Origin of the sequence: Sphingomonas sp. NPDC092440, from assembly GCF_044754985.1 — a bacterium.
Classification (GTDB): domain Bacteria; phylum Pseudomonadota; class Alphaproteobacteria; order Sphingomonadales; family Sphingomonadaceae; genus Sphingomonas.
In genome coordinates, this window is the sequence record NZ_JBIVQA010000010.1 from 163,672 (window position 1) to 178,203 (window position 14,532).

Sequence of the window (14,532 nt, forward strand, 5' to 3'; positions counted from 1 at the left end):
ATCGAGATATGATCCCGCAACCCGCACCCGTGAGCCCGATCCTGGGCAAGCTCTCGCTCGACGCGCTGCCGCTGCACGAGCCGATCGTCGTGGCGACCTTCGCGGTCGTCGCGCTGGGCGGCATCGGCCTGTTCGCCGCGCTCACCTATTTCCGCCTCTGGGGCTATCTCTGGAAGGAGTGGTTCACCAGCGTCGATCACAAGAAGATCGGGATCATGTACATGATCCTGGGCCTGGTGATGTTCCTGCGCGGCTTTGCCGATGCGCTGATGATGCGCCTCCAGCAGGCGCTCGCGTTCAACGGGTCGGAAGGCTATCTGAACGCCCATCACTATGATCAGGTGTTCACCGCGCACGGCGTGATCATGATCTTCTTCGTGGCGATGCCGTTCGTCACGGGGCTGATGAACTATATCGTGCCGCTGCAGATCGGCGCGCGCGACGTGTCGTTCCCCTTCCTCAACAATTTCAGCTTCTGGATGACGACCGGCGGCGCGGTGCTGGTGATGGCCTCGCTGTTCGTCGGCGAGTTCGCCCAGACCGGCTGGCTGGCCTATCCGCCGCTTTCGGGGATCGCCTATAGCCCGGGCGTCGGCGTCGATTATTATCTATGGGCGCTGCAGGTGGCGGGCGTGGGCACGACATTGTCGGGCATCAACCTGATCGTCACCATCCTGAAGCTGCGCGCGCCGGGCATGAGCCTGATGAAGATGCCGGTCTTCACCTGGACCTCGCTGTGCACCAACGTGCTGATCGTCGCGTCCTTCCCGGTGCTGACCGCGGTGCTCGCACTGCTCGGCCTCGACCGCTATGTCGGCACCAACTTCTTCACGAACGACTTTGGCGGCAGCGCCATGATGTACGTGAACCTGATCTGGATCTGGGGTCATCCGGAGGTCTACATCCTGATCCTGCCGCTGTTCGGCGTGTTCTCGGAAGTCACCTCGACCTTCTCGGGCAAGAAGCTGTTCGGCTATTCGTCGATGGTCTACGCCACGATCGTCATCACGATCCTGTCGTACCTCGTCTGGCTGCACCACTTCTTCACCATGGGCTCGGGCGCCAGCGTCAACAGCTTCTTCGGCATCACGACGATGGTGATCTCGATCCCGACGGGCGCGAAGATCTTCAACTGGCTGTTCACCATGTACCGCGGCCGCATCCGCTTCGAGCTGCCGATGATGTGGACGATCGCGTTCATGCTGACCTTCGTGATCGGCGGCATGACCGGCGTGATGCTGGCGGTGCCACCGGCCGACTTCGTGCTGCACAACTCGCTGTTCCTGATCGCCCACTTCCACAACGTGATCATCGGCGGCGTGCTGTTCGGCCTGTTCGCGGCGATCAACTTCTGGTGGCCCAAGGCCTTCGGCTTCAAGCTCAACGTGTTCTGGGGCAAGGTGAGCTTCTGGTGCTGGGTGGTCGGCTTCTGGATGGCCTTCATGCCGCTCTACATCCTGGGCCTGATGGGCGTGACTCGCCGCATGCGCGTGTTCGACGATCCCAGCATCCAGATCTTCTTCGTCATCGCGGCGCTGGGCGCGGTGCTGATCGCCGCCGGCATCGGCGCGATGCTCGTCCAGTTCGCGGTGAGCATCTGGAAGCGCAAGGAACTGGCCGACACCACGGGCGATCCGTGGAACGGCCGCACGCTGGAATGGGCGACCAGCTCGCCACCGCCGGAGTATAACTTCGCCTTCACGCCGGTGATCCACGACCTCGACGCGTGGTACGACATGAAGTCGCGCGGCGGCGAGCGCCCGCTCACCGGCTTCAAGGACATCCATATGCCGAGCAACACCGGCGCGGGCGTGATCCTTGCCGGCATCAGCACCCTGATCGGCTTCGCGCTGATCTGGCACATCTGGTGGCTGGTCGGCCTGGGCTTCGTGGCGCTGATCGGCTCCACGATCTTCCACACCTTCAACTACAAGCGCGATTTCGACATTCCCGCCGAAACCGTCGCCGAGACCGAGGCGGCGCGCACGCGCCTGCTCGCCGCCGGAGCCTGACCGATGAGCACCACCACGCTTCCCGCCGCGGACGAACCGGTCCGCTTCTACGACTTCGACGAGCATCCGCACCCGGAAGGCTACAGCACCATGCTGGGCTTCTGGATCTACCTGATGAGCGACTGCCTCATCTTCGCGATCCTGTTCGCCTGCTATGCAGTGCTCGGCGGCAATTTCGCGGCCGGCCCCGGCCCGAAGGAGCTGTTCGACCTGCCGCTGGTCGCGCTGAACACCGCGATGCTGCTGTTCTCGTCGATCACCTATGGCTTCGCGATGCTCGGCATGGCGAAGGGCAACAAGAACCAGGTGCTGATCTGGCTGGCGATCACCCTGGTGTTCGGCGCCTGCTTCCTCGGTATCGAGCTCTACGAGTTCAGCGAGCTGATCCATGAGGGCGCCGGCCCGTGGCGCAGCGCGTTCCTGTCGAGCTTCTTCACCCTGGTCGGCACCCACGGCCTGCACGTCACCTTCGGCTCGATCTGGCTGATCACGCTGATGGTGCAGGTGAGCCGCTTCGGCCTGACCGCGGCGAACCAGCGCCGGCTGGCCTGCCTCAGCCTGTTCTGGCACTTCCTCGACGTCATCTGGATCGGCGTCTTCACCTTTGTCTATCTGATGGGAATGCTGCGATGAGCCATGATCCGCACACGCAGGACGCACATGCGCATGGCGATCACGGGCATGGCGATCACGGGCACGGGATCGAGATCCCGCACGGTTCGATGCGTGACTATGTCATCGGCTTCGTGCTCTCGGTGATCCTCACCGCGATCCCGTTCTACCTGGTGATGGAGCGCCCGTTCTCCAACGGCGTCACCGCTGCCGCGATCATGGCATTTGCCATGGTCCAGATCGTCGTCCACATGGTCTATTTCCTCCATCTCAAGCCGAACGCCGAAGGTGGCTGGACGATGACCGCGCTGCTTTTCACCATCATCGTCGTGGTGATCATGCTGTCCGGCTCGCTCTGGGTGATGTACCATCTCAACGCCAACATGATGCCGCTGCACGACCCGAGCCAGCTGCCGTGACCGATGCCCGCCGGCCCCGCGCACGGTGGGGCGTCGCGCTGGCGGCGCTCTTCTGTGCGGCGGTGCTGGCGGGGCTCGGCATCTGGCAACTCGAGCGGCGGGCCTGGAAGCACGAACTCGTCGCGGCGGTGGATGCCCGCATCCATGCCGCGCCGGTGCCCGCCCCGGGGCCATCCACATGGGGAGGCATCACCGCGGCGGGCGACGCTTATCGCCGCGTCACTGTCTCGGGTGACTTCCGCAATGATCGCACCACCCTGGTAAAGGCCGTCACCGAGCGCGGCTCGGGCTATTGGGTGATGACGCCGCTGGCGGCGCCGGGCTTCACTGTCCTGGTCAATCGCGGCTTCATTCCCGACAGCATGCGCAAGCGCCCGCCCGTCGCACCCGGGCAGGCGAGCGTCACCGGCCTGCTGCGCGTCACCGAGCCGGGTGGCGGGTTCCTCCGCGCCAACGATCCCGGGAGCGATCGCTGGTATTCGCGCGACGTCGCGGCTATCGCCCGGGCCCATGGGCTCGGACAAGTCGCTCCCTATTTCATCGATGCGGACGCCGCACCCAATCCCGGCGGCTGGCCGGTGGGCGGGCTGACCGTGGTGCGCTTCGCCGACAATCACCTCGTCTATGCGCTCACCTGGTTCGGGCTCGCGGCCATGGCGCTGTGGGCGGCATGGTTCGTCGGCCGGCGGCGCGGAGCCGCGGCATGATCCCCGCCAGGGGGCTGGAGGACACTGATCCCGGCCGCCGCAACATGTGGCTGCTCGTGCAGTTGCGCTGGATCGCGGTGGGCGGCCAGCTGGGCACGATCGGTTTCGTCCATTTCGTGATGGGCGTGCACTTGCCGCTGGTGCCGCTGTTCATCGCGCCGCTGATGCTCGCGGGCATCAACCTGGCGACTTATCCGCTCCTCGATCGCCGCGCCGCGATCACCAATTGGGAGCTGACCGTGGCGATGCTGGCGGACGTCGCCGCACTGGCCTGGCAGCTGCATTTCACCGGCGGGCTGGCCAACCCCTTCGCCTCGCTCTTCCTGCTCCAGGTCGTCACCGGCGCGATGCTGCTCCAGCCGGGGTCCAGCTGGATGATCGTCGGCGCCGCGAGCCTCGCGCTCTTCGCCATCGCGATCAGCCCCGTGCCGCTCGACCTGCCGACCGGAGTCAATGATCCGTTCCGTCTCTATCTTGCCGGCAGCCTGATCTGCTTCGCGCTGATCGCCGTGCTGCTCGTCCTGCTGATCACGCGCATCGCCCGCAACCTGCGCGAAGGCGATGCCGAGCGCGCCGCAATCCGCCAGCGCGCGGCGGAAGAGGATCACATCGTCCGCATGGGCCTGCTCGCCACCGGCGCGGCGCATGAACTGGGCACGCCGCTCTCCTCGCTTTCGGTGATCCTGGGCGACTGGCAGCGCATGCCGCGCATCGCCGGCGACAGGGACCTGGCGCAGGACGTGGCGGACATGCAGGCCGAGGTGGCGCGCTGCAAGACGATCGTCAGCGGCATTCTGCTCTCGGCTGGCGAGGCGCGGGGCATCGCCTCGGAATTCACCACGGTTCGCCGCTTCCTCGACGCGGTGGTCGCCGAATGGCGCGCCAGCCGGCTGACCGGCATGCTCGACTATGCCGACGGCTTCGGGCCCGACATGCCGATCGTCGCCGATCCGGCGCTGCGCCAGGTGCTGAGCAACGTGATCGACAATGCCGCCGAAGTCTCGCCCGACTGGATCGGCATCGCCACCTCGCGCGAGCGGGACGATCTGGTGATCGAGATCTCCGATCGCGGGCCGGGCTTCGCGCCCGAGATGCTCGCCGGCTTCGGCCAGCCCTATCGCTCCAGCAAGGGCAAGCCGGGGGGCGGGCTGGGGCTGTTCCTGCTCGTCAACGTGCTGCGCAAGCTGGGTGGCACGGCCAGCGCCGAGAATCGTCCGGGCGGTGGCGCGCTGGTGCGCATTCGCCTGCCGCTTGACGCGATCGCCAGGCCCGGGGAGGAACAGGCATGACTGCCATCCGCAAGCTGCTGATCGTCGAGGACGACGAGGCCTTTGCGCGGACGCTCCGCCGTTCGTTCGAGCGGCGCGGCTATCTGGTGGAGGCTGCGGCGAGCCATGAGGAGCTGACTGCACTGCTCGAGCGGTTCCATCCCGCCTATGCCGTGGTCGACCTCAAGCTCGGTGGGGCTTCCGGCCTGGCCTGTGTGCAGACGCTGCGCGCAGCCGATGCGGCGATGAAGATCGTCGTGCTCACCGGCTTCGCCAGCATCGCCACCGCGGTGGAGGCGATCAAGCTCGGCGCTTCCTATTATCTCGCCAAGCCTTCGAACACCGACGACATCGAAGCCGCGTTCGGGCGCGAGGAGGGCGATCCCGACGCTCCGCTCGCCAGCCGGCCCTCGTCGATCAAGACGGTGGAATGGGAGCATATCCACCAGACCCTAGTGGAGACGGACTTCAACATCTCCGAGACCGCGCGGCGATTGGGGATGCATCGGCGGACGCTGGCGCGGAAGCTGGAGAAAAGGCAGCTGCGCTAGGGTTGAGAACCCAGGTAAGCCTTTGATTCTCATCGTCATCTCGGCCTTGAGCCGGGATCGCTTCTGCTTCCGCTCGCGAGGCAGCGGGACCCCGGCTCAAGGCCGGGGCGACGAGGGAAGAATATGAGCCATCAACCCATTTTAGGCCGCCTCGCCTTGCGGGGACCGAGGCAGTGCCTCTCCCGACTTCCCATCCGTCGCCAATGGGCGCAGCATGATCGGCCGGAGGAACGGCTTGAAGATTCGCGCCGACATCGTTGCGGGCCTTGCGGTATCGGGGCTGATGCTGCCGGAGGCGGTGGCCTATGCCGCGATCGCGGGCGTGGCGCCCGGGCATGCGATCCTCGCCGCGATTATCGGCACGCTGGCCTATGCCCTGGCCGGGCGCAGCCGTTTCGCCGTCGTTTCCGCCACCTCGTCCTCGGCCGCGATCCTCGCCGCGTCGCTGGCGACGCTGCCAGGGGGAGAGGGCGTGCGCGCCCTGTTCCTGATCATGGCGGTGGCGTTCGCCGGGCTGCTCTTCCTGCTTGCCTGGCTCTTCCGGCTGGGCGGGCTCACCGGCTTCATCTCGCATCCGGTGCTGCGCGGTTTCGCCTTCGGGCTGGCGATCACGATCTGTGTGAAGCAGCTGCCGGTGCTCACCGGCATCCCCGCGCCTGGCGGCAGCCTGTTCCAAACCGGGTTCGCGGTGGCGCGGGCCCTGCCGGACTGGCACCTGCCCAGCCTTGCCGTCGGCCTGGTTGCGCTTGCCGCGCTGCTGGCGCTGCGGCGCTGGCCGGGCATGCCGGGTGCATTGATCGTGCTCGTCTCGGGCGTTGCCGCCTCGGGGCTGCTCGATCTGGGCGCGCATGGCGTCGCGACCGTCGGCCGGATCGTGCTGATGCCCGGCACCACGCCAATGCCTGCCTTCTCGCTCGCGCTGGTGCTGGAAACGGCGCAGCTCGCGGTGCCCCTTGCGCTGATCCTGCTGGCGGAGAGCTGGGGCACGATGCGCGCGCTGGCGCTGCGGCATGGCGACCTGCTCGATCCCGGCCGCGAGCTGCGCGCATTGGGCCTCGCCAATCTCGCGGCATCCTTGGTGCAGGGCATGCCGGTCGGCGCCGGCCTGTCCGCCAGTGCGGCCAACGAAGCCTCGGGCGCGCAATCGCGCCTGGCGGGCGCGGTCGCGGCGCTGGCGCTCGGCGCGCTCGTGCTCTTCGCCATGCCGCTGGTCGCGCTGCTGCCGCAGCCGGTGCTGGCGGCGGTGGTGATCGCCGCGCTCACCCATGCGCTCGATCCGCGGCCGATCAGCCGGCTCTGGGCGCTCGACCGTGACCAGTATATCGCGCTTGCCGCCGCGCTGGGCGTGCTCCTGCTCGGCGTGCTCGACGGAATGCTGTGCGCGATCCTGCTTTCGCTCGCCGCGCTCGTGCAGCGCTTCGGCAATGCCCGGCTGGCCCGGCTCGGCCGGCTGGGCGCCAGCCACGATTTCGTCGACGCCGATCGCCATCCGGATGCGCAGGTGCCCGCGGGGATCGCGATCTGGCGGCCCGCCGCGCCGCTGTTCTTCGCCAATGCCGAGCGGATGTTCGCCGAGATCGCGCGGCGGACCCTGGCCGAACCGGGAACCCGCGCCGTGGTGATCAGCCTGGAGGAGAGCAGCGACATCGACAGCACGGCGCTGGACGCGCTGCTCGACTTCGATCGGGCGATGACGGCCAAAGGCTTTGCCCTGCACTATGCCCGGGTGCATGACCGGGTGCGCGACCTGTTGCACGCCGCCGGCGCGGACGCGCTGGTCGCGCGCAGCGACTATAGCGTGGCCGATGCGGTCGCGCGGCTGGAGAACCCCTGATGCGCGAGCCCGAACCGTTTCTTCGCCCCGTCTCGATCGATGCGCTGCGGCCCACCCAGATCACTGTCGGCTTTCGCGAAGTCGCCCGCAAGCGGCACGACTGGCGGGCGCGGGCGCAGACCGACGGCTCCGAGTTTCTCGGCCGCCACATGATCCCCGCGGTCCGAGGGCCCAAGGACCGTTTCTGGATCGTCGATGCCCATCACCTCGCCCGCGCGCTGCACGACGAGGGCGTGGAGTTCGTGCTGGTGCGCGAGATCGCCGATCTGTCTGCCTTGCCCGGCCGCGCCTTCCGCACCTTCATGGACAGCCGGGGCTGGCTTCATCCCTATGATCCGCAGGGCCGCAGGCTGGATGCGCGGCATCTGCCCAAGCATGTCGGCGGCCTGCGCGACGACCCCTGGCGCTCGCTGGCCGGCGAGCTGCGCCGCAGCGGCGGCTATGCCAAGGATCCGACTCCCTATTCGGAGTTTCTCTGGGCTGATTTCCTGCGCCGGCACGTGACCGCCAAGCTGCTCGATGCCGATTTCGACAAGGCCCTGGAGCGCGCGCTCGACCTGGCGCGCCACAAGCGCGCCGCCTATCTGCCGGGCTGGGCAGGTCCCGAGGGTTGAGCCGCGCGGCTGCGACAGTTTGCGACACAAGAATCGCCTCCGTGCCGATGATCCGGATGCGGTTTATGCCTATATATTCCGTCATCTCCCTGAAGGGGGATCGAAAGGACAGTGCCATGAACAGGATCTCGATCAGTCTGCTCGGTGCCGCGCTGCTCGCCGCGGTCGCCACGCCTGCCGCCGCTTCTGCGCGCGACGGCGAGGCGGACCTCGCCAAGGCAGTCGCCGGACGCACCGCCGGCAAGCCCGTCGATTGCATCTTGCTGCGCAACATCCGCTCGTCGCGGATCATCGACGGCACCGCGATCGTCTATGAGATGAACAACGGCGTCTTCTACGTGAACCGGCCGAGGAGCGGCGCGGAATCGCTCAACTGGACCAATGTGCTGGTGACCGACACGCATTCGTCGCAGCTGTGCAGCATCGATACGGTGAAGCTCTACGATACCGGCGTCCGCATGACGACCGGATGGGTCGGGCTGGGCGATTTCGTGCCCTATACCAAGCCGCCGCATAGCTAGGCGCGCGGCCTGCCGGGCGGATCGAGGCATCCCGCCGCCGCCCGGGTGCATCTGATCGCGTTTGCCTTGCGGGACCGACGCTGCCGCTCCGTCTCGACCTGCAACCATTTGTTGGGTCGTGGTTATGCAGCGTACTCCAGCCCGGGCCTGGCCCGAGGCGAACCATTTGCGTCAGCTTCGTCTGGTCGAGCCGGAACATGCCCCCTGGACGGTGCGGCTGGCGGCGGCGGCGCGGACCTGGATCGCCAGCCCGGCGCGGCTCGCCGCCCTGCTGCTCCTGGTCGCGGTCGCGGCGCGGGCGGCGCAGTTCGGCAATCCGGTGGTGCAGGTCGATGACGAATTCTACCTGCTCACCGGCGACCGGATGCTCCGTGGCGCGCTGCCCTATGTCGACCTATGGGATCGCAAGCCCGTCGGGCTGTTCCTGATCTATGCGGCGATCCGGCTGCTGGGCGGCACCGGCGTGCTGCAATATCAGATCGTCGCCACGCTTTTCGTGGTGGCGACCGCGCTCGTGGTCGCGCGCATCGCCCGCAATCTCTCCGGCCCGCACGGCGCCGCCGCGGCGGGCGTGGTGTATATCCTCTATCTCGGCATCTTCGGCGGCGAGGGCGGCCAGTCGCCGGTCTTCTATAACCTGTTCGTCGCGCTTGCCGCCTGGACGATGATCGGCCTCGTGCGGCGGCCGGGCTTCGGTGCCCTTGGATTTGCCGGAGGCCTGGCGGCGATGCTGCTGATCGGCGTGGCGATGCAGGTGAAGTACACTGCGTTGTTCGAGGGGCTGTTCTTCGGGCTGGCGCTGCTCTGGTTCGGCCGGAAGCGCGGGACGGGACGATGGGCGCTCGCGGCGATGGCGTTGGCCTGGATCGGCGCGGCCCTGCTTCCCACGCTCACCGCCTGGGCCTGGTACGCGGCGATCGGCCATGGCGATGCCTTCGTCCAGGCCAATTTCCTGTCGATCCTCGATCGCGGCTCCGACGGCATCGGCATCGCGATCAAGCGGCTTGCCTGGATGACTCTCTGCCTCGCCCCGCTCGGGCTCGCCGCCTGGCTGGGGCGCGGCATGGCGCGGCCGGTGAGCGACGATGTGCGGCGCCTGCTCGACGGCTGGGCGATTGCGGCCATCGGGGGCGTAGTGCTGTTCGGCACCTATTTCGATCACTACGCCCTGCCGCTCATCGCCCCGCTCTGCGTGCTTGCCGCGGCCTGGTTCGGCGACGGCGCGGCCGGGCTGGTGCTCGCCTCGGGCCGCACGCGCTGGCGCATCCCCGCGGGCCTGGCGATGATGGTGCTGATCACGTTCGTCTCGCTCCAGATCGTCAACGACAATCGGCGTGCGCGCGGCTGGGGGCCGCAGGTCGAGCGCATGGCCGATTTCATCCGTCCGCAGCTTCGGGACTGCCTCTACGTGTTCGACGGGGAGCCGGTGCTCTATCGCCTGACCGATAGCTGCCTGCCCACGCGCTGGCCCTTTCCGAGCCATTTGACCCTTACCCGCGAATCGCGGGCGCTCGGTACCGATCCGATGGTCGAAGTCGAGCGGATCATGGCTGCCCGGCCCGAATTCGTCGTCGCCAGCACCCGGCCCGACCGCGATCTCAGCCCGGAGGTGCTCGCCTATATGACCAGGCTCCTGCAGCGCGATTACACGCCAGCGCTCGCAGTCCCGGTGGGCAACCGCAACCGCATCGTCTATCGGCGGCGGCCCGGTGCCTGAGCCGGCGCGGGGCGGCGCATTCGCACAATCGCGAAGCCGAGGCTTGGCAATTGCCGCGCACAATGCTTTTGGCGCGAACATGGATTCGTCCTCGCAGACCGGCGGGTTGCAACGCGTGTTGGAAAATGAGCGGCCGCGGCTGCTCCGCTTCCTTGCGGCCCGCGGCGCGGGTGACGATGCGGAGGACGTGCTGCAGGACCTGTGGCACAAGATCTCCGGCGTCGAGGCGCGGCCGGTCGCCGACCCGGTCTCCTATCTCTTCCGTGCCGCCGAGAATGTGCTGCGCGACCGCCAGCGCGCCGCGTTCAGCCGCGACCGGCGCCAGCATGAATGGCACGACCTGGCCGGCAGCGACGACGCGCCCCAGGGCGAGCGTGTGCTGATCGCGCGCGAGCGGCTGCGCGAGGCCGAGGCGACGCTGCTTGCGCTCGGCCCGCGAGTCGATCAGGTTTTCCGTCGCTACCGGCTGGATGGGCTCGGCCAGGCGGCGATCGCTCGGGAATTGGGGATAAGCTTGAGCTCGGTGGAGAAGGATCTGCAGAAGGCATATCGCGCCCTTGCGCACCTCAAGGACAAATTCGATGCGGAATGAACGCCTCGACTCCGTCCCTGCGCAGAGGTGGGCATGAACGGGCAGGTTTCGGATTATCTTGCAGAGGATGCCCGTAGCTGGGTGATCCGGCTGCAGGACGCGGCATTTGCCGATTGGGACGCGTTCGCCGAATGGCTCGAGCGCGATCCCGCCCACCTGCCTGCCTATAATGCCGCGCTCGAAACCGACGGGGCGATGGCCGAGCTGTTCAGCCTGGCACCGGCGAGAGCGGCGGAGACGGTGGCCCGTCCGTCGCGCCGGCTGTTCCTGATCTCGGGCGGGGCCGTCGCTGCGGCGCTGGCAGTGGTAGTCGGCTGGACCAGCCTGGTTCCCGGACCGAACGCGCCGTTCGAATATCGCACCGCCCCCGGCGAGCACCGCGAGGTCGCGCTGGCGGACGGCTCGAAGATGGTTCTCAACGGCGGCACCCGCGTCGCGATGGTCGACAAGCGCCATGCCGAACTGATCGAGGGCGAAGCGCTGTTCGAGGTGCGCCACGACGCCGCGCATCCCTTCATCGTCAAGACCGGCGGCGTGACGCTGGAGGACGCCGGCACCGTGTTCAACGTGGTGCGCGACGAGACCGGTCTGCGCGTCTCGGTGGCCGAAGGCGCGGTGATCTATCAGCCCCGGGCCGATGCCGTGCGCCTTGGCCCGGGCGATGCGTTGAGCGTGGCCGGCACTGGCCGCCCCGAAGTGATGCGCACCCTGGCCGCCGATGTCGGCAGCTGGCGCGGCGGCCAGCTCGTCTATCGCAACGCCACGCTGGAGCGCGTCGCGGCGGATGTCTCCCGCAACCTCGGCATTCAGGTCCGCGCCGGGAAGGGGACCGGCGATATTCCGTTCACCGGCACGATCTCCACCCAGGGCGGCCCTGGCGCGGTGATCGAGCGCATTGCCGCGCTCACCGGGACGCGGGCGACCCGCGCAGGCAATGGATGGATGCTGGACGCGATCGACGGTGCGCCGCGCTGATCTGATCCTCCCGCTGGCGCTGCTGGCCACTTCGCCGGCGCTGGCGCAGGACAAGCGCCATTCCGTCTCGGTGCCCGCCGGCCGTCTCGATGCCGCGGTGTTCACGCTCGGCCGCCAGACCGGCAGCAGCATCGGCCTGCGCGAGCCCGGCCTTTCGGGGATCAACGTCCGTCCCGTGAAGGGCAGGCACACGGTGGATGGCGCGCTGGCGGAGATGCTGCGCGGTTCCGGCACGCGCGCGCGCCGCGTCGCCGCCGCCACCTGGCTGATCGAGCGCGTGCCGCCCGAACGGCCCCGTCCGCGCCCCTTGCCGCCGCCGGAGGAGCCCGATGCGCCCCCCGCCGAGATCCTTGTCACCGGCAGCAAGCGCGATGTGCCGCTCAAGGCCTATCCGGGCGGCGTGCAAATCGTCGAGGGCAACGACATCTCGGTCTCGCAAGGCGGGCAGGGCAGCGACGTCATCGCCAATCGCGTCGCCAGCCTGGCCTCCACGCATCTCGGGCCGGGCCGCAACAAGCTGTTCATCCGCGGCATCGCCGATTCCAGCTTTGTCGGCCCCACCCAGGCGACCGTCGGGCAATATTGGGGCAATAGCCGCATCACCTACAGCGCGCCCGATCCGGACCTGAAGCTTTATGATATCGGCCGGGTCGAGGTGCTCGAAGGGCCGCAGGGCACGCTTTACGGTGCCGGCTCGCTCGGCGGCGTGGTGCGGGTGGTGCCGCGCGCGCCCGATCTGTGGGCGCGGGGCGGCCAGGTCTGGGGCGGCGGCTCGGCCACCGAGCATGGCGCTTTGAGCTGGGATGCCGGCGGCATCGTCAACCTGCCGATAAAGGAAGGGGACGTGGCGGTGCGCGCGCTGGCCTTCACGGCCCTGGACGGCGGCTATATCGACGATCGCGAGCGGGGCCTGAAGGATGTCAACAGCGTGCGCACCACCGGTGGGCGCCTGGCGTTGCGCTGGGACATGGACGGCTGGACCATCGATCTGAACGGCGTCGGCCAGAGCATCGTCGGGCGTGACGCGCAATATTCGGACGGTAAGGAAGACGGGCTGTCCCGCCGCAGCTCGATCGCCCAGCCCTTCCAGAACGATTTCTGGCTGGGCGAGCTGGTGGCGCGCAAGCGCTGGGGCGATCTCGAGCTGAGCTCGGCCGTCGCCTATGCGCGGCAATATGTGTCGGAAGTGTTCGCCGGCGCTTCGGTCTCCGACGTCAATCAGGGCTTTCCATTGCCTGCGGCCGATGCGCCGCTGATCGGCTATCAGCAGATCAACCGGGTGAGCATGCTCACCAGCGAGACTCGGCTCGCGCGCCGCGGGCCGCGCGGCACCGGCTGGCTGATCGGCGTCAGCTTCCTGCAGAATCGCGGGCGGGTGAACCGCAATTTCGGCGTCGCCCGCGCAGCGCTTACCGGCGTGCGCAACAGCGTCGACGAGGCCACGCTCTATGGCGAGGGCACGATCGAGCCGGTGCGCGGCGTGACGGTCACCGCGGGCGGCCGTCTCACCAATTCGCACCTCACGGGCAATTCCGAGGACGCGGACCTCTATTTCGCCTTTCGCGAGGACCCTCGCGCCCGGGCGGCGCGCACCGAGACGCGGCTGTTGCCTTCCGCCGCGATCGCCTGGCGGCCCGCTGATGGGCTCACTGTGTTCGGCCGCTTCGAGCAGGGTTTCCGGCCCGGCGGCCTGGCGGTGCGCCGCGACGTGATCCAGCGCTTCCAGGGTGATCGCCTTTCCACCATCGAGGCGGGAGGCCGCTACACCGAGAATGGCCTGTCCGTCTCAGCCAACGCGTCGGTGACCTGGTGGACGAGCATCCAGGCAGATCTGATCGACGGCTATGGCTTTCCCACGACCGCGAACATCGGCGATGGGCGGGTGCTCTCGCTCGGGGTGGCGGTACGCTGGCGGCCGCTGCCGGGGCTGGATCTCGACGGTTCGCTCTATCTGAACGACAGCAAGGTCACCAATCCCTCGCAGGCGGTGTTCCCGCTGGCCGAGGGGCCGTCGGACTTCAACCGGCTGCCCAACGTCGCCGACGCGAGCGGCCGGCTTGGCGCGGCCTGGCGCGAGACGCTGGCCGACGACATGGAATTCTCCACGACCGGCTATCTCCGCTATGTCGGCCGCTCGACGCTCGGCATCGGCCCGGTGCTCGGCCGGCCCCAGGGCGATTATGTCGATACCGGCCTCGAGCTGCGGCTCGAGCGGGGCCGGCGCGCGATCACGCTTTCGGCGACCAATCTGCTCGATACCCGCGGCAACCGCTTCGCGCTCGGCACGCCGCTGCTGATTCGCGACGAAAAGCAGATCACGCCGCTGCGCCCGCGCACGGTGCGTCTCGGGGTCGAAATCGGCTTCTAGATTTTTTGGATGATCCGTTGCGGGATCGTCGCAGGGGCTCCGTCTCAACCATGCCCCCGAGGCAAGCCACGATAGTCGTCCCCCGGCTCGATGGTGTTGTCTCGAACCCCCGGGAGGGCGCGCCACGCGTATCTGTGCCCCGGCGCGTCCCTCCCGGGGCCCAATCAGGGCTCAGAAAAGGGATCGCATGAAGCTCCTTCTCGACGGCGAGACCGCCCGGTTCGTCCGCATCGCCCCCGCTGCGGATCTCGAGCTCGCGGTGGTGATCCCGACGTTCAACGAGCGCGCGAACGTGCCGTTGCTGATCGAGAAGCTGGCTGCGGCGCTGAAGGGGCGGAACTG

Annotated in this window: 13 protein-coding genes; all 13 read left to right on the forward strand. The window is 68.0% G+C overall.

Annotated features, from left to right (window positions below; genetic code table 11):
* The first annotated feature begins 8 nt into the window (after nucleotides 1-8).
* The 13 genes from cyoB (at nucleotide 9) to ACIQCS_RS17640 (ending at nucleotide 14,190) form a co-directional block, all read left to right on the forward strand.
* Nucleotides 9-2,012: a cytochrome o ubiquinol oxidase subunit I gene (cyoB, locus tag ACIQCS_RS17580; protein ID WP_345848014.1), complete on the forward strand. Its 2,004-nt coding sequence runs from the start codon at nucleotides 9-11 to the stop codon at nucleotides 2,010-2,012.
* Between the two features lie 3 nt (nucleotides 2,013-2,015).
* Entirely contained in the window at nucleotides 2,016-2,645 is a 630-nt protein-coding gene (cyoC, locus tag ACIQCS_RS17585; protein WP_345848013.1) for a cytochrome o ubiquinol oxidase subunit III, read from the forward strand.
* The gene (gene cyoD, locus ACIQCS_RS17590) at nucleotides 2,642-3,043 is read left to right on the forward strand and encodes a cytochrome o ubiquinol oxidase subunit IV (protein ID WP_345848012.1); all 402 of its coding nucleotides are present in this window, start codon (nucleotides 2,642-2,644) and stop codon (nucleotides 3,041-3,043) included. The genes cyoC and cyoD overlap by 4 nt, the downstream gene beginning before the upstream one ends.
* Entirely contained in the window at nucleotides 3,040-3,750 is a 711-nt protein-coding gene (locus tag ACIQCS_RS17595) for an SURF1 family protein (RefSeq protein ID WP_345848011.1), read from the forward strand. The genes cyoD and ACIQCS_RS17595 overlap by 4 nt, the downstream gene beginning before the upstream one ends.
* Entirely contained in the window at nucleotides 3,747-5,039 is a 1,293-nt protein-coding gene (locus ACIQCS_RS17600; RefSeq protein WP_345848010.1) for an ATP-binding protein, read from the forward strand. Before ACIQCS_RS17595 ends, ACIQCS_RS17600 begins: the two co-directional genes overlap by 4 nt.
* The gene (locus tag ACIQCS_RS17605; protein WP_345848008.1) at nucleotides 5,036-5,569 is read left to right on the forward strand and encodes a response regulator transcription factor; all 534 of its coding nucleotides are present in this window, start codon (nucleotides 5,036-5,038) and stop codon (nucleotides 5,567-5,569) included. Before ACIQCS_RS17600 ends, ACIQCS_RS17605 begins: the two co-directional genes overlap by 4 nt.
* 235 nt (nucleotides 5,570-5,804) lie before the next feature.
* Nucleotides 5,805-7,403, forward strand: a complete 1,599-nt coding sequence (locus tag ACIQCS_RS17610; protein WP_345848006.1) for a SulP family inorganic anion transporter — start codon at nucleotides 5,805-5,807, stop codon at nucleotides 7,401-7,403.
* Nucleotides 7,403-8,017 (forward strand): ParB-like protein, encoded by a 615-nt coding sequence (locus tag ACIQCS_RS17615; RefSeq protein WP_345848004.1) that lies wholly within the window; start codon nucleotides 7,403-7,405, stop codon nucleotides 8,015-8,017. Before ACIQCS_RS17610 ends, ACIQCS_RS17615 begins: the two co-directional genes overlap by 1 nt.
* Before the next feature lie 116 nt (nucleotides 8,018-8,133).
* Nucleotides 8,134-8,538, forward strand: a complete 405-nt coding sequence (locus ACIQCS_RS17620) for a hypothetical protein (RefSeq protein ID WP_345848002.1) — start codon at nucleotides 8,134-8,136, stop codon at nucleotides 8,536-8,538.
* A 166-nt stretch (nucleotides 8,539-8,704) separates the two neighbouring features.
* The gene (locus ACIQCS_RS17625; protein ID WP_345848000.1) at nucleotides 8,705-10,255 is read left to right on the forward strand and encodes a glycosyltransferase family 39 protein; all 1,551 of its coding nucleotides are present in this window, start codon (nucleotides 8,705-8,707) and stop codon (nucleotides 10,253-10,255) included.
* Between the two features lie 79 nt (nucleotides 10,256-10,334).
* The gene (locus ACIQCS_RS17630; protein WP_345847998.1) at nucleotides 10,335-10,847 is read left to right on the forward strand and encodes a sigma-70 family RNA polymerase sigma factor; all 513 of its coding nucleotides are present in this window, start codon (nucleotides 10,335-10,337) and stop codon (nucleotides 10,845-10,847) included.
* Nucleotides 10,848-10,880: 33 nt separating this feature from the next.
* Nucleotides 10,881-11,822, forward strand: a complete 942-nt coding sequence (locus tag ACIQCS_RS17635) for a FecR domain-containing protein (RefSeq protein ID WP_345847996.1) — start codon at nucleotides 10,881-10,883, stop codon at nucleotides 11,820-11,822.
* Complete coding sequence (locus tag ACIQCS_RS17640) at nucleotides 11,809-14,190, forward strand: TonB-dependent receptor (RefSeq protein ID WP_345847995.1); 2,382 nt, start codon at nucleotides 11,809-11,811, stop codon at nucleotides 14,188-14,190. The genes ACIQCS_RS17635 and ACIQCS_RS17640 overlap by 14 nt, the downstream gene beginning before the upstream one ends.
* Nucleotides 14,191-14,532 lie beyond the last annotated feature (342 nt).